This window comes from Curtobacterium sp. 9128 (assembly GCF_007673775.1).
Lineage (GTDB): Bacteria > Actinomycetota > Actinomycetes > Actinomycetales > Microbacteriaceae > Curtobacterium.
In genome coordinates this window covers 498,831-524,375 of sequence record NZ_VEAF01000002.1, presented here as the reverse complement: position 1 = coordinate 524,375, position 25,545 = coordinate 498,831, and the positions used below count along the sequence as shown (strand labels likewise).

The 25,545-nt window shown below is 72.3% G+C and carries 29 protein-coding genes; 16 read left to right on the top strand and 13 right to left on the bottom strand.

What is annotated here, in order from left to right; all coding sequences use genetic code 11:
• The first annotated feature begins 270 nt into the window (after window positions 1-270).
• Both FS641_RS05765 and FS641_RS05760 read left to right on the top strand, forming a co-directional pair.
• The gene (locus tag FS641_RS05765; protein ID WP_144761208.1) at window positions 271-765 is read left to right on the top strand and encodes a hypothetical protein; all 495 of its coding nucleotides are present in this window, start codon (window positions 271-273) and stop codon (window positions 763-765) included.
• 133 nt (window positions 766-898) lie between these two features.
• Window positions 899-2,236 carry an LssY C-terminal domain-containing protein gene (locus FS641_RS05760; RefSeq protein ID WP_186317590.1) on the top strand — a complete coding sequence of 446 codons (1,338 nt, stop codon included), beginning with the start codon at window positions 899-901 and terminating at the stop codon, window positions 2,234-2,236.
• On the opposite strand, the gene FS641_RS05755 is transcribed toward FS641_RS05760, so the two are convergent.
• The 3 genes from FS641_RS05755 to FS641_RS05745 form a co-directional block, all read right to left on the bottom strand.
• Complete coding sequence (locus FS641_RS05755) at window positions 2,214-3,185, bottom strand: PrsW family glutamic-type intramembrane protease (protein ID WP_186317589.1); 972 nt, start codon at window positions 3,183-3,185, stop codon at window positions 2,214-2,216. The genes FS641_RS05760 and FS641_RS05755 overlap by 23 nt on opposite strands.
• 336 nt (window positions 3,186-3,521) lie before the next feature.
• Window positions 3,522-4,079, bottom strand: a complete 558-nt coding sequence (locus tag FS641_RS05750) for a hypothetical protein (RefSeq protein ID WP_144761199.1) — start codon at window positions 4,077-4,079, stop codon at window positions 3,522-3,524.
• A gap of 68 nt (window positions 4,080-4,147) precedes the next feature.
• Window positions 4,148-5,194 (bottom strand): Lrp/AsnC family transcriptional regulator, encoded by a 1,047-nt coding sequence (locus FS641_RS05745; protein ID WP_222122049.1) that lies wholly within the window; start codon window positions 5,192-5,194, stop codon window positions 4,148-4,150.
• A 67-nt stretch (window positions 5,195-5,261) separates the two neighbouring features.
• Here FS641_RS05745 and FS641_RS05740 point away from each other — a divergent pair, with 67 nt between their 5' ends.
• Window positions 5,262-5,957 (top strand): SDR family NAD(P)-dependent oxidoreductase, encoded by a 696-nt coding sequence (locus FS641_RS05740; RefSeq protein WP_144761196.1) that lies wholly within the window; start codon window positions 5,262-5,264, stop codon window positions 5,955-5,957.
• A gap of 120 nt (window positions 5,958-6,077) precedes the next feature.
• On the opposite strand, the gene FS641_RS05735 is transcribed toward FS641_RS05740, so the two are convergent.
• From FS641_RS05735 to FS641_RS05725, 3 genes are read right to left on the bottom strand one after another with little or no spacing between them, the layout of a single operon-like run.
• A complete protein-coding gene (locus FS641_RS05735; protein WP_144761194.1) occupies window positions 6,078-6,302 on the bottom strand; it encodes a hypothetical protein in 225 nt (74 codons plus the stop codon).
• Window positions 6,299-6,520 carry a hypothetical protein gene (locus tag FS641_RS05730; RefSeq protein WP_144761191.1) on the bottom strand — a complete coding sequence of 74 codons (222 nt, stop codon included), beginning with the start codon at window positions 6,518-6,520 and terminating at the stop codon, window positions 6,299-6,301. The genes FS641_RS05735 and FS641_RS05730 overlap by 4 nt, the downstream gene beginning before the upstream one ends.
• Window positions 6,521-6,522: 2 nt before the next feature.
• Complete coding sequence (locus FS641_RS05725; RefSeq protein ID WP_144761188.1) at window positions 6,523-7,704, bottom strand: RtcB family protein; 1,182 nt, start codon at window positions 7,702-7,704, stop codon at window positions 6,523-6,525.
• A gap of 47 nt (window positions 7,705-7,751) precedes the next feature.
• Between FS641_RS05725 and FS641_RS05720 the strand changes: the two genes are divergently transcribed.
• The 6 genes from FS641_RS05720 (at window position 7,752) to FS641_RS05695 (ending at window position 11,031) form a co-directional block, all read left to right on the top strand.
• Window positions 7,752-7,970, top strand: coding sequence for a hypothetical protein (locus FS641_RS05720; RefSeq protein WP_222122048.1), 219 nt, complete (start codon window positions 7,752-7,754; stop codon window positions 7,968-7,970).
• Between the two features lie 33 nt (window positions 7,971-8,003).
• Window positions 8,004-8,624 (top strand): hypothetical protein, encoded by a 621-nt coding sequence (locus tag FS641_RS05715; protein WP_144761185.1) that lies wholly within the window; start codon window positions 8,004-8,006, stop codon window positions 8,622-8,624.
• Between the two features lie 68 nt (window positions 8,625-8,692).
• The gene (locus tag FS641_RS05710; protein ID WP_144761182.1) at window positions 8,693-9,508 is read left to right on the top strand and encodes a hypothetical protein; all 816 of its coding nucleotides are present in this window, start codon (window positions 8,693-8,695) and stop codon (window positions 9,506-9,508) included.
• Between the two features lie 115 nt (window positions 9,509-9,623).
• Window positions 9,624-10,055 (top strand): Hsp20/alpha crystallin family protein, encoded by a 432-nt coding sequence (locus tag FS641_RS05705; protein WP_144761180.1) that lies wholly within the window; start codon window positions 9,624-9,626, stop codon window positions 10,053-10,055.
• An 11-nt stretch (window positions 10,056-10,066) separates the two neighbouring features.
• Entirely contained in the window at window positions 10,067-10,390 is a 324-nt protein-coding gene (locus FS641_RS05700) for a hypothetical protein (protein WP_144761177.1), read from the top strand.
• 77 nt (window positions 10,391-10,467) lie between these two features.
• Window positions 10,468-11,031: a cysteine hydrolase family protein gene (locus FS641_RS05695; protein ID WP_144761174.1), complete on the top strand. Its 564-nt coding sequence runs from the start codon at window positions 10,468-10,470 to the stop codon at window positions 11,029-11,031.
• A 92-nt stretch (window positions 11,032-11,123) separates the two neighbouring features.
• On the opposite strand, the gene FS641_RS05690 is transcribed toward FS641_RS05695, so the two are convergent.
• From FS641_RS05690 to FS641_RS05675, 4 genes are read right to left on the bottom strand one after another with little or no spacing between them, the layout of a single operon-like run.
• On the bottom strand, window positions 11,124-11,672 hold the full coding sequence (locus FS641_RS05690; RefSeq protein ID WP_144761171.1) for a hypothetical protein: 549 nt from the start codon (window positions 11,670-11,672) through the stop codon (window positions 11,124-11,126).
• A gap of 17 nt (window positions 11,673-11,689) precedes the next feature.
• Window positions 11,690-12,874 (bottom strand): ABC transporter permease, encoded by a 1,185-nt coding sequence (locus FS641_RS05685; RefSeq protein ID WP_144761167.1) that lies wholly within the window; start codon window positions 12,872-12,874, stop codon window positions 11,690-11,692.
• Window positions 12,871-13,575 (bottom strand): ABC transporter ATP-binding protein, encoded by a 705-nt coding sequence (locus FS641_RS05680; protein WP_144761164.1) that lies wholly within the window; start codon window positions 13,573-13,575, stop codon window positions 12,871-12,873. Before FS641_RS05680 ends, FS641_RS05685 begins: the two co-directional genes overlap by 4 nt.
• On the bottom strand, window positions 13,572-14,996 hold the full coding sequence (locus tag FS641_RS05675; RefSeq protein ID WP_186317588.1) for an efflux RND transporter periplasmic adaptor subunit: 1,425 nt from the start codon (window positions 14,994-14,996) through the stop codon (window positions 13,572-13,574). The genes FS641_RS05680 and FS641_RS05675 overlap by 4 nt, the downstream gene beginning before the upstream one ends.
• Window positions 14,997-15,156: 160 nt before the next feature.
• Between FS641_RS05675 and FS641_RS17950 the strand changes: the two genes are divergently transcribed.
• Window positions 15,157-15,516, top strand: a complete 360-nt coding sequence (locus tag FS641_RS17950) for a hypothetical protein (RefSeq protein WP_186317587.1) — start codon at window positions 15,157-15,159, stop codon at window positions 15,514-15,516.
• Here the strand turns inward: FS641_RS17950 and FS641_RS05670 are convergent.
• The gene (locus tag FS641_RS05670) at window positions 15,513-16,013 is read right to left on the bottom strand and encodes a DUF6611 family protein (RefSeq protein ID WP_144761157.1); all 501 of its coding nucleotides are present in this window, start codon (window positions 16,011-16,013) and stop codon (window positions 15,513-15,515) included. The genes FS641_RS17950 and FS641_RS05670 overlap by 4 nt on opposite strands.
• Window positions 16,010-16,549, bottom strand: coding sequence for a hypothetical protein (locus FS641_RS05665; RefSeq protein ID WP_144761154.1), 540 nt, complete (start codon window positions 16,547-16,549; stop codon window positions 16,010-16,012). The genes FS641_RS05670 and FS641_RS05665 overlap by 4 nt, the downstream gene beginning before the upstream one ends.
• Window positions 16,550-16,898: 349 nt before the next feature.
• Between FS641_RS05665 and kdpF the strand changes: the two genes are divergently transcribed.
• From kdpF to FS641_RS05635, 6 genes are read left to right on the top strand one after another with little or no spacing between them, the layout of a single operon-like run.
• The gene (gene kdpF / locus FS641_RS05660) at window positions 16,899-16,988 is read left to right on the top strand and encodes a K(+)-transporting ATPase subunit F (protein ID WP_144761151.1); all 90 of its coding nucleotides are present in this window, start codon (window positions 16,899-16,901) and stop codon (window positions 16,986-16,988) included.
• On the top strand, window positions 16,988-18,673 hold the full coding sequence (gene kdpA, locus FS641_RS05655; protein WP_144761148.1) for a potassium-transporting ATPase subunit KdpA: 1,686 nt from the start codon (window positions 16,988-16,990) through the stop codon (window positions 18,671-18,673). The genes kdpF and kdpA overlap by 1 nt, the downstream gene beginning before the upstream one ends.
• Entirely contained in the window at window positions 18,670-20,796 is a 2,127-nt protein-coding gene (gene kdpB / locus FS641_RS05650; protein ID WP_144761145.1) for a potassium-transporting ATPase subunit KdpB, read from the top strand. The genes kdpA and kdpB overlap by 4 nt, the downstream gene beginning before the upstream one ends.
• Window positions 20,797-20,821: 25 nt before the next feature.
• A complete protein-coding gene (gene kdpC / locus FS641_RS05645) occupies window positions 20,822-21,430 on the top strand; it encodes a potassium-transporting ATPase subunit KdpC (RefSeq protein ID WP_144761143.1) in 609 nt (202 codons plus the stop codon).
• Between the two features lie 2 nt (window positions 21,431-21,432).
• Window positions 21,433-23,967: an ATP-binding protein gene (locus tag FS641_RS05640; protein WP_144761140.1), complete on the top strand. Its 2,535-nt coding sequence runs from the start codon at window positions 21,433-21,435 to the stop codon at window positions 23,965-23,967.
• Entirely contained in the window at window positions 23,964-24,647 is a 684-nt protein-coding gene (locus FS641_RS05635; protein ID WP_144761137.1) for a response regulator, read from the top strand. The genes FS641_RS05640 and FS641_RS05635 overlap by 4 nt, the downstream gene beginning before the upstream one ends.
• An 81-nt stretch (window positions 24,648-24,728) precedes the next feature.
• Here FS641_RS05635 and FS641_RS05630 read toward each other — a convergent pair whose 3' ends face one another.
• Window positions 24,729-25,370, bottom strand: a complete 642-nt coding sequence (locus tag FS641_RS05630) for a response regulator transcription factor (protein ID WP_144761134.1) — start codon at window positions 25,368-25,370, stop codon at window positions 24,729-24,731.
• Between the last annotated feature and the right edge of the window lie 175 nt (window positions 25,371-25,545).

The window sequence follows — 25,545 nt, the reverse complement described above, 5'->3', positions numbered from 1 at the left end:
GCACCCTTCATCTCGGTGGCGTTCGGTCGTCGGGTCGTCGGTCACCGCCAGCCGCTGGCACGGTGGACACGACCAGGTCCGTCCAGGGTCACGACGCGTGGCCTTGCTCGGCCGTCGAGCGGTTCCGCTCCCCAGCCCGGAAGCATCGCACCGTGTCGATGAGACGAGCGTGAAGTCCGTGAGGCCGCCGGATCCGGGCAGGGACCTCGCGGCGCGGGCAGCATCGGCTCCACGGTCTCGATGGTCGAGGCCGAGAGGAGGACCACCCCGATGACGTCGAACCCGTTCCAGTCGGACGCCCAACGATCCGCGTCGCTGACACCGCCGCGCCTCGTGACGGTCGCGTTCTGGCTCTACCTGCTCACCGTCCTCGCGCACATCGTCGGCATCATCATCAGCGCGACGCAGCTCCCCGCTGCTCAACAGGCGGCGAAGGACCAGCTCCAGCGGTCGGGGACCTCCACCGACGGCGTCGACGTCAACGGGATCCTCGGCGCGACCCTCGTCGTCGGCATCGTGATCGGCGTGCTGTACATCATCGCGTTCGTGGTCTTCGACCTCTTCATGCGTCGCGGCGCGAACTGGGCGCGGATCGTCCTGCTCATCGTCACGATCCTCGGCATCACCGGTGTGGTGGGCGGCTACGGGGTGGGTGCCGTGGGCGTCCTCGCCTCGATCATCGCGGCGGTCCTGACGTTCCTGCCCGCGTCCAACGCGTGGTTCCGCGCGGTGAAGGAGCGCAAGCGGGGCGCGGTCCGCGGGTGACCCGGTCCGGACGGGAGGCGCGGTGCCAGCCGGCACCGCGCCTCCCGTCCGTGGGGTGTCGGCTCCGGGCCGCCAGTTCCTGGAACGCGACCGCAGCGGGACGGGCGGCACCCCCGGCGTTACGCTTGCGCACGTGACCCCGGGTTCGCGTCGAGCGTCGAGGCCGTCGAGGACCTCCGCCACCGCTCCACGCCGGCACGCGGTCCGCCGTGCCGCGGACGGCGCCTTCGGCTGGTTGGGCGCCGGAGCCGCAGCGCTGCTGGCGATCGTGCTCGCGACGCAGGCGTTCTCCCACGGTTGGCGCGAGTCGTGGTTCGTCGTCGTGGTCTACGTCGTCATCGCGTACCTCGTGCTCCCGCGCATCCACACGGCGCTCGCCGCGGTCTACCTGCCCGACTACTTCATCGGGAGGACCCGGACGCGTGAGGGGATCCTCGGGGACCCGGTCAACGTCTCCGGTCTCGGCAGCCTCGCCCAGGTGCACGCGGCGATGCTCGCGGCGGGGTGGACGCTGGCGGACGACCTGGGGGTCCGAGCGAACCTCCGGATCGCGGTGGCGACCCTGTCCCGACGGAGCTACCCGAGCGCGCCGGTGTCGAACCTGTTCCTCTTCGGCCGCCGCCAGGCGTTCTGCTACCAGCAGGAGGTCGACGGGAGTCCGGGCAAGCGCCACCACGTCCGGTTCTGGGCGACCCCGGACGGCTGGCTCCTCCCGGGCGGCCAGCGGGTCGACTGGCTCGCCGCGGCGACGTTCGACCGGAGCGTGGGGTTCAGCGCGTTCACCTGGCAGGTCACGCACCGGATCGCCGACGACGTCGACACCGAGCGCGACCACGTCGTCGCGTCGGTCCTCGAGGGGTCGGAGGTCGCATCGGCCTCCATGCTCGAGCACTTCTCCACCGGGTACCACTCGCGCAACGGCGGCGGCGACGCGATCACGACCGACGGCGGCCTGCCGGTCGTCGACCTCCGCGACGTCGAGGTCGCGACCTCGGAGGTCCGGCTGATCGACGCCACGGCGGAGGCGCAGACCCGCCCCGTCGACGTCGTCCTGGCGACGCTGCTGCTGGCGGCTCGTCCGGTCGCCGCGACGGTGACGATCGTTGCCTGGCTCACCGGCGTCGACGGCCGTGGGCGGAGCGCCGACCCGGTCGTGGTCGTGGTCGCGGTCGGCCTCAGCGCGGTGGTCGTCCTCGTGTGGGCGGCCATCGCCGTCGGGGTGTTCGTCGGGCGTTCCGCAGCGCGTGGATGGGGTCTCGTCCTGTCGACGATCGCGGTCGTGTCGGCGGCCGTGTCCTGGTTCGGCGGTCATGACGACCTGACGACGGCTGCGGGACTGGCCGGGTTCGCGCTCGACAGTGCCATCCTCTTCGCGCTGTCGAGCGCGGAGACCCGGCGCTGGACGGCGGACCGTCGTCGGCGACGGCGCTACTCGGGGCGTGACCGGATCACGACGAGCCCGAGCCGCTGACGACGTGCGGATCACCCGCAGACGGGAGCACTGCCTCCGGTCCGTGGCCGTCGTGTCCGGTTGGACCAGCGGGTTCCTGCTGCCGGTACTCGGCGCCGACCCGCCGTGCGAGGCGGAACCAGACACGGACGGTGACGATGACCGCGCCCAACGCGAGCAGCCCGCCGACGGCGGAGCCGAGCGTGCCGAACCCCGCGCCGAACCGACCGAGTTCCTGCCCGGCTCCCGTCGCGCCGTCCCAGAGCCCGTGCGCCACCGCGACGCCGACGTAGGCAGCCACGAGACGCAGCGTCACGCGGAACCGCCCGTTCCGGACCCCGGCGAAGAGCGCTGCGGCGAGCAGTGCCGTCCACAGCGGGTGTCCGAACGGCCCGGACGCGGCGCGAGCGATCTGCGCGATCATCGACTGGAGGACCTCGTGCCCGTTGAACGGCGCGCCGAGGAACGGGTGCAACGCGTACCCGAGGTCCTCGAAGGCCCCGAAGCCCAGGCCGACGGTGCCACCCACGATGAGGCCGTTGCGCACCGTCTTGTCGGCGAGCCGTCGGCAGAGCACCACCACCAGCGCGATCTTCGCGGCCTCCTCGACGAAGCCGGCGAGGAGGAAGGCGCCCTCGCGCCCGAGGCCGTCGAAGGTGAGGGTGTCGAGGGAGCCGCCGATGAGGACGGAGCCGAGGCCGCCGATGACGAAGGCGATGACGAGGAACCGCGGCGTGAGCGTGGTCTGGGTCCCGAGACGTCTAGAGAACACGGTGAGCAGATCGACGGCGAGGGTGAACGAGCCGATGAGCATCCAGATCGGGATGACCGCCTTGTTGCCTCCCACGAGCACCAGCACGAACCCGACGTAGAGCCAGACCGCGATCGCGACGCCGGTGATCGCGAGCACGATGCGGCGCGAGGCCAGGATCGGTCGCGCCGGGTGTTCCGTCTGCAGGGGAGCCGTCATACCGGAGAGGGTCGCTCCTGCTCGTGATCGCCGACCAACCCCAGTTCGAGGGTGCCTCGCACTCGCGCCGCTAGGGCCGTTACGCCGTCCCGTGGGGCGCGGCATCACCCGGAGGAGTGACGAACCGGGCATCGCCGCCGCCTCGGTCACGAGGATGGAGATCCTCGGTCGGTCGGAGCACAACGCGGGGCGCCTGACGGACCTCGCGGTCATCGTCGGTGCCGTCCTCCCCGGTCGCCGTGCAGCGGGTCTGACCCCGGTCACGGTGCACCCGGACGGCCTCGCTTCACCGGGCGGAGCGTCCGCACCGAGGAGCCGGTGCTCGTGCTGCACCGCTCAGTCGAGTGCGTCGTCGGGGAGCGCCGGCGTGCCGGTGGGTCGCGCGTAGTACGCCCACGGGATCCACATCGCGCCGATGCGCTGCCACCCCTCGTCCTCCAGCGCGCGCCGGGACCCGAAGACGCTCACGCGGCGGTGCTCCCACTGCTGGTCCGAGTGCTCGAGGTCGTGGTACAGCGTCCCGAAGGACACGGAGTGCCAGCCGTGCTTGCCGGCTTCGTCGAGGCGGTCCATCTCGTCGAACGCCGTCACGGGCGTCAACCGACGCGTGTGTGCGTGGGGGGCCGCTGGCCGCACCTCCCCGAAGCGTTGCTGCGCGGCCTGGCGCGAGGTTCCCAGCACGGCACCGATGCGCTCCCAGCTGAGACCAGCCGCCCTGCCGGCGAGGACCGAACTCCGCAGGCTGGAGCCGGCCTCCGCCTCGATGCCCGCCGTGATCGTGATCAGTCGCAGGTACGCATTGCGACCGTCGGGTAGTGCGTTCTCGATGCCCGGTTCGAGGTCCCGGACGATCGCGGCGATGCCGTCGCGGATGACCTGTTCTCCGTTGTCCACGGCGTCAACCTACCCTTGACAATGGTCGACAGTCAAGGTCGGCTTGACAGCGTCCGCGCCGACGGCCGTCAGGACACCGTGCGACCCGGCACCAGGCGGTCGCCGTCCAGCAGCGTCCCGGCCTGCTTCACCTGCCGCACGATCGGGGAGACCTCGAGCGCGAGGAGCCCGGGGAGCGTCCCCAGGCGCTCGGACGTGAAGCGGTAGAGCGCATCGAGGTCCCGGCAGTGTGCGACCGCGTGGACGTTGTCCTGACCGGACACCGCCGCGGCGAAGGCGATCTCCGGCTGCTGGGGGAGGAGGGCGCCGACCTCGGCGACGGACCGGGGGTGGACGCGCATCCACAGGCCGGCGCGGGCCGTGAAGCCGAGCGCCTCCGGGACGATCTCGACGTCGAGGTGTGCGGCGCCCTGGTCGAGCAGGCCCCGGAGCCGACGTGCGGCCTGCCCCGGGGTGAGCCCCGCCGCCTCGCCCAGGGCGACGTGGCTCGCCCGCCCGTCCGCAGCCAGGACGGACAGCAGACGCTCGTCGTCGTGGCTCACCGCGACGGTTGCACGGGGGACGACCGGAGCATCCGTGAACGGGCGCGTCCCGTCGGAGCCGAGCCGGGCCTCCTCGGCGACCGTCAGCACACCCGTGAGGGCGGCCCAGTAGTGGGCACGGCCTCCCGTGAAGCGGTGCAGCATCACCGCGGCGGACATCTCCAGGACCGCCGCGGTGCCGGGGAGCTGCCGCCCGAGGAGTTCGTCGCGCTGCGCGGTGGTGGGTGAACTGATGACACAGGCGATCTCGGTCCCCGCCGCGCCGAGGCTGACCCAGGAGACGTCTCGGCGTTGCGCCAGCGCGTCGGCGATGCGCCCGCCGCTGCCCGGGCGGCAGCGGATCCGGACGAACCACTCGCTCGTCCCCTGCGCTCCGGGGTCGCGAACGCCGACGACTCGGCACACGCCCGTGGCGACGAGCTTCCGGTAGCGCCGCGCGACCGTGGTCTCGCTCAGCCCCAGCGTCGACGCGATCGCGGCGAACGGCGCACGGGGTGCGATCTGGACCGCTCGGAGCAGGCGGAGGTCGTCGTGCGTCACCCCGCCGGATCCGGTCCTGTGATCAGCATCCACTGCAGGAATCCTACGGAACGGGCGCCCGGAACGGTCCGATCGCGGGTGGCCGACGCACAGTGGCGGCATGGACAGGACAGGGACAGCACTCATCGTCGGAGCCTCGCGGGGCATCGGGCAGGCGCTCGCCGCCGAGTTCGTCGAACGGGGGTGGACCGTGATCGGGACCGTCCGCGGGTCCGCTCCGACGCCGCTCCACGACCTCGCCGCAGCCGCCGGCGACCGGTTGCGGATCGAACAGGTCGACATCACCCGCGCCGACCAGGTCGCGGAGCTCCGGTCGCGCCTCGACGACGTGTCGCTCGACGTGCTCTTCGTCAACGCCGGGACCACGAACAACGCCGAGACGCCGATCGGGCAGGTGTCGACCCACGACTTCGTCGAGGTGATGGTGACGAACGCGCTCAGCCCGATGCACGTGATCGAGGCGCTCGAGGACCTGGTGACCGAGGACGGCCTGATCGGGGTGATGTCGTCCGGGCAGGGCAGCATCGCGAACAACACCACCGGATCGCGCGAGCTCTACCGCGGCAGCAAGGCGGCGCTGAACATGTTCATGAAGAGCTTCGCGGTGCGCCAAGCGCACGACGAGCGGGCAATCGTCGTCGTCGCTCCGGGATGGATCAAGACCACGCTCGGCGGCGACGACGCACCGTTCACCCTCGAGGAGAACGTGCCGAAGGTCGTCGACGTGCTGGTCGACTGCCTCGCGACGAGGGGCATCACGTACCGGGACTTCCGCGGCGAGGTCGTGCCGTGGTGACCGCCGCGTCGGCCTGACGTCCGCCCCGCTGCGGTGGGATGACCGGACGGGAGGCGCGGTGTGGGTGGGAACTGCGCCTCGCGTCGTCCGGTCGGCCCGCTGCGCGCGCCTCGCTCGCGCTCACCCGTGGTCGGGCAACACCCCGGTCAGTGCCAGGACGACGAACAGTGTCCCGCCCACCGCCAGCAAGACGCCGATGCCCCGGACGAACCGCGGTGTCAGCGGCCGCCCGTTCGCGAGCTGGTCGCCGCCGAGCCGCTGCGCCCATCCGTTGAACACCGCGATCGTCACGCCCCACAGCCCGACGACCGCACCCCCGATGCCGAAGACGAGCTGCGGGTTCACCGGTTCCTCCGCGCTGCGAGCTGCCGACGGAGGTTCCGCACGAACGTCGTCTCCAGGACCACGGCGATCGCGAACCCGACGATCGCGAAGACGACGTGTGTCTGGTCGTGGCCAGTGGTGAGCGCGACGACGGGCAACCCGACCACGAGGGCCGCGCAGGCGACGACGTTGACGACGGCACCGACCACCCCGCCAGGGGTACGAGCGACGCGTGGCACGGTCAGTCGCCCTTCACGTTGACGATCTGGCGCAGGGTGTGGACGACCTCGACGAGGTCGGCGGCGTCCTGCATCACGACGTCGATCGGCTTGTAGGCGGCGGGGATCTCGTCGAGGAACGCGTCGGTGTCGCGGTACTCGATGCCGGTCATCGCCTCGCGCAGCTGCTCGTGGGTGAACTCCCGACGAGCGGCGGAGCGGGAGTGGCTCCGGCCGGCACCGTGCGGGCTGCTGTCCAGGGCGACGCGGTTGCCGCGACCACGGACCACGTAGGACAGGTCGCCCATGCTGCCGGGGATGAGCCCGGGTGCGCCCTCGGACGCATCGATCGCTCCCTTCCGCGACAGCCAGACGTCCTTGCCGAAGTGCCGTTCCTGCGCGGTGTAGTTGTGGTGGCAGTTCACCCGTTCGGACTCCTCGACGGGGACACCGGTGACGAGCTCGACCTGCGCGACGACGCGGTCCATCATCTCCTCCCGGTTGAGGAGTGCGAAGTGCTGCGCCCAGCGGAGTTCGGCGATGTAGCGGTCGAACTCGGGCGTGCCCTCGACCAGGTAGGCCAGGTCCGGGTCCTCGAGCGGGATGAACCACCGCGCGGCGAGGTCCTGCGCGACCTGGATGTGGTGCTGGGCGATCTTGTTGCCGACGCCTCGGGAGCCGGAGTGCAGGAACAGCCAGACGCGCTCCTCCTCGTCCACGCTGACCTCGATGAAGTGGTTCCCGGAGCCGAGCGTCCCGAGCTGCAGCCTCCAGTTCGGTGCGGCCGTGGCCGGATCGAAGCCGAGTTCGCCGGCGAGCGCCTCGAGCTCGACGATGCGAGGGCTCGCGGACTCCTCGATCCGCTGGTTGTACTTCCCGGCCGACAGGGGGATCTGCTCCTCGATCCGTTCCCGCAGGGTCCGGAGGCCGTGGTCACCGACCGCGCGGCGGAGGTCGCTCTCGATCCACTGCGTCCGGACGGCGATCATGCCGCATCCGATGTCGACGCCGACCGCGGCCGGGACGATCGCGCCGACGGTGGGGATGACGGAGCCGACGGTGGCGCCCTTGCCGAGGTGCGCATCCGGCATGAGGGCGACGTGTGGGTGGATGAACGGCAGCCGCGACAGCCGCTCCGCCTGTTCCCGGGTGTGCGGCTCGAGGATGCTCGCCCAGTTCAGCAGGCGCTTCGTGATCTGTTCCATGGTGCCCTCCGACGCCAGTACACACGACGTGACCGTACTGTCGTGTCATGATGCCCGATGACTGGACGATCTCTCATTTCTCCCAGAGCAACCCGGTCGGCAGCGGCCAGGGGAACGTGGCCGCGCTGCTCCGCCGGGTGGCGGGCACGCTCGACGGCCTCGGCGACGTGAGCGTGCAGGACATCACCTTCACGAGTGCCGTCAGCGAAGGTGAGGACGACCTCACCATGACGGTGTACTTCCACCGCGAGCCTCGTCGCCGCTGACGCGCCCGACGCTCGGTGTGCCATCGTGAGCCCGTGAGCAGTGCAGCCGACGGCCCCGTGCCGCCGTCCTGCGAACAGGCGGCGGCGATGCAGGAGCTGCTCCCGTTCCTGCGCGCCCTGACGGGCGACACGGCGGAGGTGACCACCCACGACATCGGCTCCTCGGAGGCCGAGGGGGCCGAGGGGGCCGAGGAGGCCCGGACGGTCGGGGAAGCCGGAGCGCCGTCGATCCGGACAGCCTTCGTCGCTCCACGCAGACCGGGGGCAGCCGCGTGCAGCATCGTCTGCGAGCAGTGGCTCGTCGTCGAGGTCGGACGGCACGGTGGCGGTCGCTGGGAGCTCGGCCACGACGACGCCGGGGTCGCGATGGCGAAGCAGTTGCTCGCGGGCGTCGTCGCCGGGCGCGTCGTCGAGACCACCGCTCCCGGTCGCTCCCGGGTCGTGGTCACGCTCGACGACGGCGCCACTGCGACCGAGACGGGCTACCGAGGGTGCCTGACCGCCCTCGTGGTGCTGCCGGGGTGGACGCGGTGGGGAACGACCGTCCGGTACGAGCCCTACCAGGGCGCGGAGCCTTGTGCAGAGCCCTCGGTTCGACGTCGACGTCCGCTCGGCGGCCGATCCGCGGCAGGGGAAGGTCATCGCGGAGGATGACGCGGCGGCCCCACGGCGTTCCGTAGCGTCGTCCCGTCGGGACGGTCCCGACGGCGGGGAGGTTGATGATGACGACGACGACGACGAACGGATCGTCCGGGGCGGATCGACGCGGTGCCGTGTGGCTCGTCCTGGCGGCCGCGCTGACGATCGCCGTGGTGCTCGGGCCTGCGGCAGTCGCCGGGTGGGCAACCGGCACACACCTGTCGGTCGCAGCGCTCCCCGAGGCCGTCGCCTCCGGGTTCGCGGCATGGGTACGGTCCGGACGGGCGTCGAGTGCCCCGCTCGCCGACGCCGTCGCGTTCTGGGCCGTCTTCCACGCGGTGAAGGCAGTCGTCGCGATCGCCCTCCTGGTGGTCCTGGTGCCGGTCGGTCGACGGCTCTGGGGTGCGTATGCACGGGCCCGGTCCGGCGGCCGTCGAGCGCTCCTGCTCTTGGTCGGCGTGCTGGGCGCGCCCGTCGCGCCGGTCGTGCTGCTGATGACGATGGCGAACGTGCAGGGTGCGGTGGCGCCGCTGTCGTCCGTCCTCACCTTCCTGCCGATGGACGGACCTGCGGTCGGTGCGGTCCGCAGTGCGCTCGCCGGTGGTGTGTCGACTCCGCCGGTCGCGACGCTCGTCGACGACTTCCGCGTGTACCACGCCGCGCTCGTCGTCACCGCCGTCGCGGCCATCGTCGTGGTCGCCGCACTCACGGTCGTGGTCTGGGTGCGGCGGACCCGCACGCCGGAGCCCGCTCGGCGTCTCCGCCGGGTGCTCGCGGCCGCCGGTGTCCTGCTCCCGGGCCTGCTGCTGTTCCTCGGGATCGTCCTCGTGGCGAACCTCTCCACGGTGGCGGACACGGCCCCGGCCCTCGCCGCGTTCTTCGACGGCAGCGGAACGTGAGCCGGCGTTCCGAGCGATCTCCGAGCCGTCTTTTGGCACTCTCCAGGCTCGAGTGCTAAAACGGTGCCAGTTGAGTCGAGGGGACTCAACACCAGACACGAAGGAGTTGATTCCGATGACGATGAACTTCGACCCGTTCCGTGAGCTCGACCGTCTCGCTGGTTCCCTCCTGGGGTCCGCCGGCCCGCGCTCGATGCCGATGGACCTGTACCGCACCGGCGACCACTACGTCCTCGACGTCGACCTGCCCGGCATCGACCCGGGCTCCGTCGACATCGACGTGGACGGCTCGGTCCTGACCATCCGTGCCGAGCGGACCCTCGGCGCACCGGAGGGATCGCAGTGGATCACCCGCGAGCGCCAGCCCGGCACCTACGTGCGACAGCTGACCCTCGGTGACGGGCTCGACGCCGAGCGCATCACGGCCGGCTACGACAACGGCGTGCTGAGCGTCACGATCCCGGTCAAGGAGTCGGCGAAGCCGCGCAAGATCGCGGTCACCACGAACGGCGGGCGCGAGCAGCTCGCCGTCGGCACGGGGGACTAGGGGCAGCAGCGGTGTTCGCCATCGTCAACGCCCTCGTCGCGATGACGGCCGTGACGACCGCGCTCGTGCTGTCCAGCCTCGACCGCCGGACGGCCGTCCTGCTCGGCGCGACCGGCAGCCTGGTCGGGAACTTCCTGCTCTGGCTCGTGCTCCCGACGCCGTGGGAGAACGCGGTCGTCCTGCCGTGGATCGCCGCCGTCGCGGGCACGGTGTTCCTCATCGCGGGGTGGAGTGCCGTCCGCGGCTACCGGGGCCTGTTCGAGCCGCCTCGAGCGGACGAGACCGACACGGGAGCCGTGGTGACGGTCGGCGCAGCCGACCACCGACCCGGGTGACCAGCAGACGGACGGGAGGCTCGGTGCACGACGTGCGCCGGGCCTCCCGTCACGTCGGCGGCATCTACGCTGCGGGCATGAGCGAACGCAGCACCGTCCTGGTGGTCATGGACTTCCAGCGCGGCATCGTCGAACGCCTCGGGACCACGGAGGTCGTCGCTGCCGCCGCCCGGGCCGTCGACGCGGCACGCGCCGCCGGCGTCCCCGTCTTCTTCGTGCGGGTCGCCTTCCGTCCGGGATACCCCGAGGTCGCCGCGACGAACCAGAGCTTCGGCGCGGCCCGTGCGACGCGGGGCGACGCGATGCACGAGGACGGCCCCGCGACGCAGATCCACGCGGACCTCGCGCCACGCCCCGGCGAGCCCATCGTCACGAAGCGCCGGATCAGCGCGTTCACGGGCAGCGACCTCGAGGTCCTGCTCCGCGGTGCCGACGCGGACGCCGTCGTGCTCGCCGGCATCTCGACGAGCGGCGTGGTGCTCTCCACGGTCCGCCAGGCGGCCGACCTCGACTTCCGGATCACCGTGCTCGAGGACGCCTGTGCCGACGGCGACCCCGAGGTGCACCGGGTCCTCACCGAGAAGGTGTTCCCGCGGCAGGCCGTCGTCACGACGACGGACGCGTGGGTCGCGTCGCTCTGAGCGGCGCGGTGCGCCGCGTGGTGCGCACCGGACGGACGCCAGGCTCGGTGCCGGTGGTGCGCCGAGCCTCCCGTCCGCTGGTCGCGGTCCGCTCAGTCGCCGCCGGACGTGCGCGCGCCGCGGCCGCCGCGGAACCCGGACTGGCCCTCGGCGACCCGGGTGGCCGTCATCGAGCCGGACGACGACCCCGGTGTCCCCGTCACGGTGACGTGCTGCCCGGCCTTGAGCGCGCCGAGGGAGCTGCGCTGCGTCGCGGTGACGCTCGCCGAGGACGGCACGGTGATCGTCTCCGTCGTGCCCTGCTGGGTGGTGACGGTGAGGGTCGACCCGTGCACGGCGGTGACGGTGCCGCTCACGAACGCCCCGCCGCCGAACGCACCGGGCGTGCTGCCCGCCGTCGGGGAGGTGCCGTACCGACCCGCGCCGCCGTACTGGGCGTACTGCCCGGTCCCGGGACGGGCGCCGGGTGCCGCTGCCGCGGCGGTGTGGCGACCGATGAGGATCCCGCCGAGGAGCCCGGCGACGATCGCGACGAGCACCACGAGCGTCGGGATGATCCACCGCAGGGGCGAGGAGCGCGGACGGTCCGGGGTGGGACCCGGCCATCCGGCGGCGGGCTGGGGTGTGGCGGGCGTGGTCATGGTGTCCTGCTCTCGGTTCAGACGGTGCGGAGTGCCTGGATCGGCCGCATCCCGGCGGCGCGGGCCGCGGGGTAGACGCCGAAGAACAGGCCGATGGCGACGGAGACCCCGAGGGCGAGGGGGATGCTCGACCAGACGAGGACGGGGGTGGTGCCGTCGATGGGGAACTGCGCGCCGACCACGGCGACGACGACCCCGAGGACGCCGCCGGCGAGCGTGAGGATCGCCGCCTCGGCGAGGAACTGGGACAGGATCGCCCGTCGGGTGGCGCCGATCGCCTTGCGGATGCCGATCTCGCGCGTGCGCTCGGTGACCGTGACGAGCATGACGTTCGTGACGCCGATCCCGCCGACCAGGAGGCTGATGGCCGCCACCGCCGCGAGGAGGACGGTGAAGCTCTGCGCGCTCGCCTGTCGGGTCTGCAGCAGGGTGGCGGCGCTCGTCACGGTGAAAGGCTGGTCCGCCGTGGTGGCACCGAGGAGCTGGTCGAGTTCGATGGTCACCTCGTCGGTGGCCTGCGTCACGGCACCGGGGGCGGTGGCGGCGACGAGGACCGCGGACACCTGCCCGTAGCCGGTGAAGTCGTCCTGCACGGCCGCCAGGGGTGCGACGACCTCGGAGTTCGGGTCCTGGAAGCCCACGCTCGTCTGCTCGGCGAGTTCGCCGGTGACCGTGAACGACTCCCCGGCGATCGTCATCGTCTGTCCGATCGGCGACCGACCCGGCCAGAGCTCCGCGGCGAGCGTGGGGCCGACGACGGCATCGCGGGCGGCACCGGTCGGGAACGCCTGCCCGGCGCCGAGCTTCGCGGTGCTGACGGTGAAGTACGACGGGGTGGTCCCGATGACCTCGGTCCCGGACTCGGACACCGTGCCGGCCACGGCGGTCTCGGTCGCCGTGACCTCGGGGACGACCCGGCCGACGTGCCCGAGCCCGGCGTGGGCGAGCTGCGTGGTCACCTGCTCCGTCATCGGCCGCGTGGCGTCGCCCGTCGTGGTGGTGCCGCCAGGACGCACGGTGAGCGTGTTCGTCCCGAGGGCGTCGATGGACGCCGCGACCTGCTGCGCGGACCCGTTGCCCACCGCGAGCAGGAGGATGACCGCGGCGACGCCGATCAGGACCCCGAGGAGGGTCAGCACCGAGCGGAGCTTGTTGGCGGTCACCCCGCGGACGGCGCTGAGGAGGACCTCGCCGGGTCTCATCGGTCGGTCCCGGCTCGGCGACGGTCGTCGACGACCTGTCCGTCGGCGACGGTGAGCACGCGGTGCGCCCGTTCGGCCACGTGGTCCTCGTGGGTGATCACGACGATGGTGCGGCGTTCGTCGGCGAGGGAGTCCAGCAGGTCGAGCACCTCGTCGGTCGCGCGGGAGTCGAGGTTGCCGGTCGGCTCGTCCGCGAGGATCAGCGTCGGCTCCATGACGAGCGCCCGGGCGATCGCGACGCGCTGCTGCTGCCCGCCGGACAGTTCGACGGGAGCGTGCTGCGCCCGCTCACCGAGGCCGACCCGCTCGAGTGCCGCCGTCGCGATCCGGGCCCGCTCGTGCCGGTGCACCGCCGCGTAGGCCAGCGGCAGCGCGACGTTCGCGAGCGCGGACATGCTCTGGATGAGGTTGAACGACTGGAACACGAACCCGAGGTCGCGGTTGCGCACCCGGGAGAGCTCGTCGTCGCCGAGCGACCGGACGTCGGTCCCGCCGAGCCGGTAGACGCCGTGCGAGGGGACGTCGAGACAGCCGAGGATGTTCATCAGCGTCGACTTGCCGGACCCGGAGGGGCCCATCACCGCGACGTACTCGCCTCGGTCGACCCGCAGGTCCACGCCGCGCAGCGCGTGCACGGCGCCGTCGCCCGTGCCGTAGACCTGGTGCACGCCGACGAGCTCGACGGCGACGTCGTCCGTCATCGGCCCGCTCCGCCCGCACCGGCGCCCGCGCCGCCGGTCCCGGTGCCGCTTCCGCCGGAGCGGCCGCCGCCGTACCGGCCACCGCCGTACCCACCGCCGCCGAACCCGCCGCCGCCGAGCCCGGCTCCGCCCGCCCCGGTGCCGGTGCCGCCGGTCCCGGTCGTCGTGGTCGACGCCGCGGACCCGAGCGAGATGCGCTCGCCGGCGTGCAGGCCGGTGCCGCTGACCTGGGTGCCGTCGGTCCCGACGACCCCGGTGGTGACCGTGACGTCCTTCGTGGTCGTGCCCGACAGCACCTCGACGTACGACGACGACCCCGAGGAGTGGATGGCCGCGGCCGGCACGGAGAGCGCGGTCGCCGGTGAGGACTGGGTCGTGACGGCGACGTCCGCCGTGTCGCCGTAGCGGATGCCGGTCGGCAGCGCCGAGAGCGTCACGGTCACCGGGAAGGTCACGACCCCGCCGGAGGACGTCCCGACGGGGGCGATCGCGGTCACCTTCGCGGTGCTCGTCACGCTCGTGACCGCGGGGTACGTCACCGAGGCGGCCTGCCCGACCTGGAGCGAGCCCACCTCGGACTCGGGGACGTCGGTCGTCACGACGTCCTGTGCGGTGTCGGCGATCGTCACGACGCCGGAGGAGCTCCCGCCGGACGAGCTCCCGCCGGACGAGCCGCTCGTGCCGCCGCTCGCGCTGCTGCTGCTCGCTGCGCCGCCACCGCTCCCGCTGCCCGTGCCGCTGGACGTGGCCGCGGGCGTGGTCACCGCGGTGGTCCCGCTGGCCGACACGCTCTGCCCCACCGCGGCGTTCACCGCCAGGACCTCACCGGCCACCGGTGCGTCGAGCGTGGCGTCCGCCAGGTCCGTCTGCGCGGTGGTCACGGCCGTCTGGTCCGCCGTGGCCTTCGCCTGGTCGCTGGAGACCTGCGTCTGCGCCTGCGCCACGCTCGACGCGGTGCTGGCCGTGCTGGCGCTGGTCGTGGTCGCACCACGTGCCGTGCCGGTGGTCGTGCCGGTGGTGGGCGCAGCCTCCGCGGCGGCGAGCGCGGACTGCGCGTCGGCGAGGGCCGTGCTGTCGCTCGCGAGGGTCGCCTGGGCGTCGGTCAGCGCTCCGGAGAGCGTCCCCGTCGCGATCGTGGCGATGGTCTGCCCGGCGGTCACCTGCTGGCCGGGCTGCACCGCGACCGACGCGATCGTCCCGGGGACGGCGAACCCGACCGCGGTCTCCGACACCGGCGCGACGTTCCCGGTCGTGCTCACGCTCGCCGAGACGGTGCCCTGTCGGACGGTGCCGGTGAGCACGGCGCCGGCGTCGGTGTGTGCCCCCGCCGGGACGAGGAGGACGCCGAGGACACCGGCGCCGCCGAGGACCAGTGCGCCGCCGAGGCCGATGGCCACCCAGAGGCGCTGCTTCACGTTCATGACGCGAGCGTGGTCCCGGTCCTTCGCGAAGTGCTGCGCTCCGCCGATGAGACGGCTGACATCGGTGGCCCGTGGGTGAACGTCCTCCGAGCATGGGGTGGCTGTCCGCTTGGCGTGGTGGCCGAGCGTGCCGTCAGCGGCGCGGCGTTGAGTCGGTGCCATGAAGTTCGTGGTGTACGGCGAGAACCGGGTGATGACCAGTGACGCGATCGCGGAGGCGGTGCTGGCGTACGCCGCAGCCCTCGGCGAGAACGGCACGACCGACATCGTCGAGATCCCGACCGCCGACGACGACGGGTTCGGCGTGACGGCCGAGGTCCTGCTCGGCCCGGCGTCCCAGGTCATGGTGGAGTCGGCTCCGGACGACGAGCTCGAGCCGGAGGACGACGACCTCGTCAACGAGCTCGTCCGGCGGACCGCAGCGGTCGGTGGCGGCCGGTTCATCGACGCCGCGTCGAGCCACTCCGCCGAGCCCGAGGCCAAGCGGCTCCGTACCGACCCGCCCGTGCACGAGGACTAGCAGGGGTCGGGGGCCAGGCTCCGCCACACGACGCCCCATGCGGCCTCGAACTCCGCGGGGGCGATCGCGCCGCTGTGCACCGAGACCTCGGCGAGCGTGAGTGCCTCGTGGGCGCGCAGCAGGCGCTGCACCTCGCCGCGCACCTCCGGTCCGCCGTACCCGTGGAACGTGGTGACGGTGATCGTCCGGACGAGCGGACGGACCCGCCTCGTGCACCGCCCCAGGACGACGAAGCCGGCCGCGTCGACCACCATCGCTGCGACGAACCCGGCGACCGACGCCGAGGTGGCCGCGATGACCGCCACCGCCACCACGGCTCCGACCAGGAACCAGTGGTGCCAGGCGCCGAGGAGCAGGCGCTCCCGGGTGTCCGTGCCCGGGGGGAAGACCACGAGCGTGCGGCTGCTCACCATCGCCCTGGTCACCGGACGGTCCTCCAGCCGACCCCACACGTGCGGGCCGTGCAGCACCCGCGCCGCCGCCGTCGTGACGGTCATCGGGCGTCCTGCCGGACCTCGGCCCGGACCGGTACCGCGACGTCCCGGTGGCGGAGCGCCGTCCGGCAGGGGAAGCAGACGAGGTCGCCCTCGCGGACGTCGGCGGGGAGCGGCGCAGGCAGCAGCGCGAAGGGCTTCTCGACGCCGGCGACCGCCGGGGCCACGACGTTCGTCGACACGAGACGGGCGACGCTCGTCCGGCCGATGAGGCGGATCTGGTCGAGCACCGCGCAGGTGGGCAAGGCTGCGTCGAGCTCGATGAGGACCGTGCCGGGTCGTGGCCGACGGACCCCGAGCACCGACGCGACCGCCACGCTCACCGACGCCGGCGTCCACCCCGGAGGTCGCCAGTCCGGCGCGGGCTGTTCGGCGGTGTGCACGCAGGGGGTCCCGGCGAGGTCCGCCAAGCGCGTCATGGACACGGCGGCGACGGCCACGTCGTCCAGCGTCGTGGTCGTGCGAGCGGGCCACGCCGTGGCGTCGATGGGGTCGGGCAGCGACGCGCGCAGCGTCGGCATCAGGGTCGTGAGGGTCACCGGACCAGCGTCGCCACGGCGCCGGCCGGGCGGAAGACGCCCTGTCGGAACCCTGACGCCGACGGCGGGAACCCTGACGCGCTCCTCATCCGACCGGGCCGGGGCGGAGCGACTCCGGTTAGGAACGCGTTGAGGTTCGCGCCGACCGCGTTAGCGACCCGTTAGGACGCCGGAACGGCCTCCCTCGAGCGGACAGGATCCCTTCTGGCACCGCGCACGGTGCCGTTCACCGCAGCCGCGGTGAGCTGGATCCTCTCCAGGAGTTGGTCGTGTTCGACGTGTTCGTCGTCATCGGTGTCATCGCACTGTTCGGTGTGGTCGCGCTGATCGCCAAGGGGGTGGAACGGCTGTGATCGTCGTCACCATCCTCGCCGCTGTCCTCGGCGTTGCCGCTGTCGGGTACCTCGTGTGGGCGCTCGTGCGTCCGGAGCGGTTCTGATGGGCGCCGGGACCGTCTGGGCCGGCATCGCCCAGGTCGCGACCCTCGTCCTGCTGCTCGTGCTCGCGCACCGCCCCCTCGGGGACGGGATGGCCCGCATGTACACCTCCGTGCGGCACATGCGTGTCGAGCGCGGTGTCTACCGGCTGATCGGCGTGGACGCCGACGCGGCGCAGTCCTGGCAGACGTACCTGCGCGGCGTGCTCCTGTTCAGCATCGTCGGGGTCTTCCTCGTCTACGGGATGGAACGGCTCCAGGCCGTGCTGCCCTACGACCTCGGGCTGCCCGCGATGACGCCGGCACTGGCGTTCAACACCGCCGTGTCGTTCGTCACGAACACGAACTGGCAGAACTACTCGCCAGAGGCCACCGTCGGCTACGCCGTGCAGATGGCCGGCTACGCCGTCCAGAACTTCGTCTCCGCCGCCGTCGGCATGGTCGTCGTGATCGCCCTGGTCCGCGGCTTCGCGAGCCGCAGGTCCGGCACGATCGGGAACTTCTGGGTCGACACGGTCCGAACGCTCTGGCGACTGCTGCTGCCGGCGTCGTTCGTCTTCGCGGTCATCCTGATCGGCGGTGGCGTCATCCAGAACTTCCTCGACCCGACCGCCGTGCACACCCTCGCCGGTGCCACGCAGCACATCCCCGGTGGCCCGGCGGCGTCGCAGGAGGCCATCAAGGAGCTCGGCACGAACGGCGGCGGGTTCTTCAACGCGAACTCCGCGCACCCGTTCGAGAACCCGCAGCCGTGGACGAACCTCGTCGAGGTCTTCCTCATGCTCGTGATCCCGTTCAGCCTGCCCCGCACGTTCGGCGTGATGGTCGGCGACAAGCGTCAGGGCTACGCCATCCTCGCCGTGATGGGGGTGCTCTTCCTCGTCTCGCTCGTCGCGATGACCCTGGCGGAGGTGTCGCTCACCGGATCGGCCACCCAGGCGGCCGGAGCGGCGATGGAGGGCAAGGAGGTCCGGTTCGGCATCCTCGGCTCGACGCTGTTCGACACCACGTCGACCCTGACGTCGACCGGCGCCGTCAACTCGATGCTCGACAGCTACACCCCGCTCGGCGGCATGATGGCGATGCTCAACATGATGCTCGGCGAGATCGCCCCCGGCGGCACCGGCTCGGGCCTGTACGGCATGCTCATCCTCGCCGTCATCACGGTGTTCATCGCCGGGCTGCTCGTCGGACGGACGCCGGAGTACCTCGGCAAGCGCATCGGCTCACGGGAGATCCGCCTCGCCGCGCTCTACATCCTGGTCACCCCGACGCTCGTGCTGCTCGGCACCGCGGTGTCCCTGGTGATCCCGGGGGTGCGCGAGCAGGTCATCGGCACGTCGATCGCCAACCCCGGCAACCACGGCCTGTCCGAACTGCTCTACGCCTTCACCAGCGCGGCGAACAACAACGGCTCGGCGTTCGGCGGCCTGACCGGCAACACGACCTGGCTGAACTCGGCGCTCGCCGTGGCGATGCTGCTCGGTCGGTTCGTGCCGATGGTGTTCGTCCTGGCACTCGCCGGGTCGCTCGCCGCCCAGGACAAGGTCCCCGCGACCGCCGGCACGCTGCCGACGCACCGTCCGCTCTTCGTGGCACTCCTGACCGGAGTCGCCGTGATCGTCACCGCACTCACGTACTTCCCGGTGCTCGCACTGGGCCCGCTCGCAGAAGGACTCGTCCGATGAGCACCATCGCACCCGAAACCGACACCACCACGTCCACCACCGAGGGCCGCGGCAGCGCCTTCGGTCCCCGACAGCTCGTCGCGGGGCTCCCCGGCGCGTTCCGGAAGCTCGACCCGCGCTCGATGTGGCGCAACCCCGTCATGTTCATCGTCGAGGTCGGCGCCGCACTGACCACCGTCACCGCCGTCGTCGAGCCGTTCTCCGGCGGCGACGGCGGCACCGCGGTCCCGGCGTCGTTCACCTGGGCGATCGCGGTCTGGCTCTGGCTGACCGTCGTCTTCGCCAACCTCGCCGAGTCCGTCGCCGAGGGCCGCGGCAAGGCGCAGGCCGACACCCTCCGCAAGACGCGGTCCACCACCAGCGCCCGTCGGGTCGTCGGGTACGACACGTCCGACCCGGCCGCGACCGGCAACGCGACCGAGGACGTGGCCTCGGTCGACCTGGCCAAGGGCGACGTGGTCGTCGTGGCCGCCGGCGAGGTGATCCCCGGTGACGGCGACGTGATCGACGGCATCGCCTCGGTCGACGAGTCCGCCGTCACGGGCGAGTCCGCCCCGGTGATCCGCGAGTCCGGCGGTGACCGCAGTGCCGTCACCGGTGGCACGCGTGTGCTCTCCGACCGCATCGTCGTGCGCATCACCTCGACCCCCGGCGAGACCTTCATCGACCGCATGATCCGCCTGGTCGAGGGGGCCGCGCGCCAGAAGACGCCGAACGAGATCGCGCTGAACATCCTGCTCGCGTCGCTGTCGATCGTCTTCGTCATCGTCTGTCTGACGATGCAGCCCATCGCCGGCCTGGTCGGCGCGTCCGTCAGCGTCCCCGTGCTCATCGCCCTGCTCGTCTGCCTGATCCCCACCACGATCGGCGCACTGCTCTCCGCGATCGGCATCGCCGGCATGGACCGGCTCGTGCAGCACAACGTGCTCGCGATGTCCGGCCGCGCGGTCGAGGCCGCCGGGGACATCACCACGCTGCTCCTCGACAAGACGGGCACGATCACCTACGGCAACCGGCAGGCGTCCCGCGTCGTGCCCGTCCCCGGGGTCGCCGAGGCGGAGCTCATGGAGGCGGCGGCGCTGTCGTCCGCCGCGGACAGCACCCCGGAGGGCCGCTCCATCGTCGACCTGGCCGCCCAGGCCGGGATCGGCGCGGGGCTCCCCGCGGGCGCGGTCGAGGTGCCGTTCACCGCGCAGACCCGCATGTCCGGCCTCGACCTGACCGACGGCACCGAGGTCCGGAAGGGCGCAGCGGCCGCGGTCCTGGCCTGGGCCACCCGCTCGGATGCCGGTGTCGTCGCGGCGATCGACGCCACGGTCGCCGAGATCTCCGACCAGGGCGGCACGCCGCTCGTCGTCGCGCGGAAGGACCCGTCCGGCACCGTCACGCTGCTCGGCGTCGTGCACCTCAAGGACGTCGTGAAGGACGGCATGGCGGCCCGCTTCGCGCAGATGCGCGAGATGGGCATCCGCACCGTCATGATCACCGGCGACAACCCGCGCACCGCGAAGGCCATCGCGGCCGAGGCGGGCGTCGACGACTTCCTCGCCGAGGCCACGCCGGAGGACAAGCTCGCCCTGATCCGGAAGGAGCAGGAGGGCGGCAACCTCGTCGCGATGACCGGCGACGGCACGAACGACGCCCCGGCGCTGGCCCAGGCGGACGTCGGCGTCGCGATGAACACGGGGACGACCGCGGCGAAGGAGGCCGGCAACATGGTCGACCTCGACTCGGACCCGACGAAGCTCATCGACGTCGTCCGGATCGGCAAGCAGCTGCTCATCACCCGCGGTGCCCTCACCACGTTCTCGATCGCCAACGACGTCGCGAAGTACTTCGCGATCATCCCGGCGATGTTCCAGGCGACGTTCCCGGGGCTCGGACTGCTGAACATCATGGGTCTGCACAGCCCCGCGTCGGCGATCCTCTCCGCGGTGGTGTTCAACGCCCTCGTCATCGTGGCGCTCATCCCGCTGTCCCTGCGCGGCGTGAAGTACCGCGCGGCGTCGGCCTCGTCGATCCTCGGTCGCAACCTGCTCGTCTACGGGCTCGGTGGCGTCATCGTCCCCTTCATCGGCATCAAGCTGATCGACCTCGTCGTCGGTCTCATCCCCGGCTTCTGACAGCCGGGCAGGAGGAAGCACACTCATGGCACAGTCCCGCGGAACACTCCGCAGTCTCGGCACCGCCGTCCGGCTCATGGTCATCTGCACCGTCGCCCTCGGCGTCGCCTACCCGGTCGCCGTCTGGGGCGTCGGCCAGGTCGCCTTCCCGTCGCAGTCGAACGGGTCCCCCGTCCGCGGCGCCGACGGTCGGGTCGTCGGGTCGTCGCAGATCGGTCAGTCGTTCACCACCGCGAAGGGCGCGGTCATCGACGAGTGGTTCCAGTCGCGCCCCTCGGCCGCCGGTGACGGCTACGACGCGAACGCCTCGTCCGGCTCGAACCTCGGTCCGAACAACCCCGACCTCCGGAAGAGCATCGAGGAGCGCAAGCAGCAGCTCGCCGAGGCCGACGGCGTGCCGGCCAGCGAGGTCCCGGCGGACGCGGTGACCGCCTCCGGCTCCGGACTCGACCCCGACATCAGCCCGGCATTCGCGCTGCAGCAGGTGGACCGGGTCGCCACGGCCCGCGGGCTGTCCGCCGACGCGGTCCGTCGCCTGGTCGACGAGCACACGGCCGGCCGGCAGCTCGGCTTCCTGGGCGACCCGACCGTCAACGTGCTGGAACTCAACATCGCGCTGACGAAGCTGTCCTGACCATGCGACGCGGGAAGCTCCGGGTGCTGCTGGGCGCAGCGCCCGGAGTGGGCAAGACCTTCACGATGCTCGAGGAGGGCCGCCGACTCCGCGGCGAGGGCAAGGACGTGGTCGTCGCGGTCGTGGAGACCCACGGCCGCGCCGCCACGGCCGCCCTCGTCGACGGGCTCGAGGTGGTCCCGCGTCGCGAGGCACTGCACCGGGGCGTCACCCTCGACGACATGGACCTGGAGGCCGTGCTCACCCGCCGCCCGGACGTCGCGCTGGTCGACGAGCTCGCCCACACGAACGCCCCGGGCGGCGCGCACGAGAAACGCTGGCAGGACGTCGAGGCGCTGCTCGACGCCGGCATCAGCGTCATCTCGACGGTCAACATCCAGCACATGCAGTCCCTCGGCGACGTCGTGCGCGAGATCACCGGCACCGTCCAGCGCGAGACCGTCCCGGACGGCGTGGTCCGCGCCGCCGACCAGATCGAGGTCGTCGACCTGTCGCCCCAGGCCCTCCGGGACCGGCTCGCCGACGGCCTGGTCTACCCGGCGTCACGGATCGACGCGGCGCTGTCGAACTACTTCCGGCTCGGCAACCTCACCGCGCTCCGCGAGATCGCCCTGCTCTGGCTCGCGGACGAGGTCGACGACGCCCTGAAGGCCTACCGCGCCGAGCACGGCATCGACCACCGGTGGGAGACACGGGACCGCGTCCTGGTCGCCCTGACCGGTGGACCGGAGGGGGAGACCCTGCTCCGCCGGGGTGCGCGCATCGCCGCCCGCGGTGCCGGCGGGGAGCTGGCGGCCGTGCACGTCACCACGAACGACGGGCTCCGCGACCGGCACCCGGGCGCCCTCGGGAAGCAGCGGGCCCTGCTCGAGCAGCTCGGCGGCACGTTCCACCAGGTCGTCGGCGACGACGTGCCGACGACCCTCGTCCGCTTCGCGCGGTCGATCGACGCGACCCAGATCGTCATCGGGGTGAGCCGCCGCAGTCGCCTGGTCGCCGCGCTCACCGGGCCGGGGATCGGCAACACCGTCATCCAGGAGTCCGGCGACATCGACGTGCACGTCGTCACGCACGAGCGCGCCGGCGGCGGGTTCGCCCTGCCGCGGCTCGGGGGCAGCCTGTCGCCGGCCCGGGTCCTCGCCGCCTTCGGGGTGTCCCTCGGTCTCGGACCGCTGCTGACGTGGCTGCTGTCGTTCGGGAACGACCCGGACGCGATCACCGTGGACGTGCTGGCGTACCAGCTGCTCGTCCTCGTGGTCGCCCTCACCGGCGGCATGCTCCCCGCGGTCTTCACGGCCGTGCTGTCCGGGCTCAGCCTCGACTTCTTCTTCGTGCAACCGCTGTACAAGGTCACCGTCCAGCAGCCGTGGCACCTCGTGGCACTGGTGATGTACGTCGTCAGCGCGGTGCTCGTGAGCTTCGTCGTCGACCGGTCCGCACGGCGATCGCGCACGGCCCGTCGGGCCGCCGCGGAGTCCGGTCTGCTCGTCGGCATCGCCGGCAGCGTCCTCCGTGGGGACGACGCCCTGCAGGCGCTGGTGGACCGGACACGCGAGGCGTTCGGCTACGCCGGCGTGCGGGTCCGGCAGGGCGATGCCGTGCCGGCCACGTCGGGGACGTTCGGCGACAGGCCGGACGCGACCACGGGCCTCCCGTCCGGTGCGGTGCTCGAGTTCGCCGGCGCTCCGGACGACCCGACCCAGCGGCGGCTGCTGCGGGTCGTGGAGCAGCAGATCGACGCGGCTCTGGAGCACCGCGCCCTGACCGAGACCGCCACCGACGCCGAGCGGATCCAGGCCGTGGACCGGGTGCGCAGCGCGATCCTCGCCGCGGTGAGCCACGACGTGCGGCGGCCGATCGCCGCGGCCTCGGCTGCGGTCCAGACCCTGCAGGCACGCGACATCACCCTGACGGCGGCGGACCAGGCCGCGCTCCTCGACACCGCGAACCAGAGCCTCGGTGCCCTCGCGACCCTGCTGGCGGACCTGCTCGACGTGAGCCGGGTCCAGGCCGGAGCCCTGGCCGTGCACCGCGCGACCACGCCGCTCAGCACGGTGATCGCTCCCGCACTCGACGAGCTCGAGCTCGGGCCGGACGACGTCGACCTCGACCTGCCGAAGGACACCCCGCCGGTCACGGCGGACCCGGTGCTCCTGCAGCGCGTCGTCGTGAACCTGCTCGCGAACGCCGTGCGACACGCGCCGGCCGGCAGCAGGGTCCGCGTCGGCGCGAGCGCGTTCGCGGGCAACGTCGAACTCCGCATCGCGGACCACGGGCCGGGCATCCCGGAGGACCGCCGCGAGGACGTGTTCCAGCCCTTCCAGCGGCTCGGGGACACCGACAACGACTCCGGGCTCGGCCTCGGCCTGGCGCTCGCCCGCGGGTTCACCGAGGGGATGGGCGGCAGCATCGAGGTCGACGACACCCCTGGCGGTGGGCTCACCGTCATCGTTCGGCTGCCGATCGCCGGACACCTCGACCTCGAACCCACCACCCATCGGCACACCACGGCACCGGACGGCGAGGCCGCCGGGTGAAGGTCCTCATCGCCGACGACGACGCGCAGCTCGCCCGCGCCCTCGCCGTCACGCTGCAGGCCCGCGGGTACGACGTCGTCACCGCGGCGGACGGGCGCGCGGCGATCAACGCCGTGATCGCCGCGCACCCGGACGTGGTCCTGCTCGACCTCGGCATGCCCCGGGTCGACGGCATCGGGGTGCTGCAGGCGCTGCGCCCGTGGACGGCCGTGCCGGTGCTCGTGCTCTCGGGACGCACCGACTCGGCGGACAAGATCACCGCGCTCGACGCCGGCGCGGACGACTACGTCACCAAGCCGTTCGCGATGGACGAGCTGCTCGCCCGGATCCGCGCCGTCGGTCGGCGCCGGACGGCGCCCGAGGACACCCAGCCGACCGTGCGGATCGGCGCGCTCACGGTCGACCTCGGCGCGAAGCAGGTCCTGCCGCCGGAGGGGCCGCCGATCCGGTTGACGCCGACGGAGTGGCGCCTGCTCGAGGTGCTCCTGGCGCACCCGGGCAAGCTCCTGACCCGCGAGATGCTCCTCACCGAGATCTGGGGGCCGTCGCACGGCAGCGACAACGGGTACCTCCGGCTCTACATGTCGCAGTTGCGGCGCAAGCTCGAGCCCGATCCGGCGCAGCCGCGGTGGTTCGTCACCGAGGCCGGGATGGGGTACCGCTTCGACGACGGGCGGTGACCGCTCCGCGGACGGGAGGCGCGGGTCGGGCCCGCACCGTGCCTCCCGTCCGGAAGGTGGGCGCGCGACGGGCCGGAGCGGTCAGCGGTCGATGCTGCGGTGGTCCGGACGGAACCCGTTCTCGGTGCCCCACAGGACCGCGTCGACGCGCGTGACGGCACCGATCTTGCTGTAGAGCGTGCGGATGTGGGTCTTCACCGTGTTCGGGCTGAGGTGGGTCAGCTCGGCGATCTCGGCGTTGCGCTTGCCCTGCGTGATGAGCGCCAGGATCTCGGACTGCCGGTCCGAGATGCCGTGGTCGCGGCCGGGCCAGTCGACCCCTGGTCCACTCGGGACACGACGCCGGGGGGAGCCGAGGACCGTCTCGCCGGCGGCCACGCGCAGCAGGCCGTCGGCGAGCTCGTCCCCGGAGATGCTCTTCGCGAAGTACCCCGTCGCGCCGCGACGCGTGGCGGCGTCGATCAGCTCCTGGTCCATCTTCCAGGTGAACACGGCAACGGTCTTGATCAGGGGATTCGACGCGAGCCGTGACACGTCTTCGTCGTCGGGTTCGGGCTGCGCGAACGTGTCGTAGAGCGCGACGTCGACGTCGGCGTCCACCCGCTCCCGCGCGTCGAGCTGGACGACCTCGAGACGGTCGTCGAACGGCGCGAGCATGTGGGCCAGGCCCCGCAGGACGAGTTCGTAGTCGTTGACGAGCGCGACGCGGATGCGCTTCGACATGAGAGTCCTCTCCTCTTTCACCCCTGGGGGTGAAACGACGGTCACGGCCCGGGCGTTCGCTCGGAACGACCACGCTACGGACCGGGATGTACCCCGTTCGCAGTCGAACCTGGAGGCCGGGACATTTGTAGGAGAGCAAATTCCTCTTCGGTGGATCCCCCGGCCGCCGCCCCTG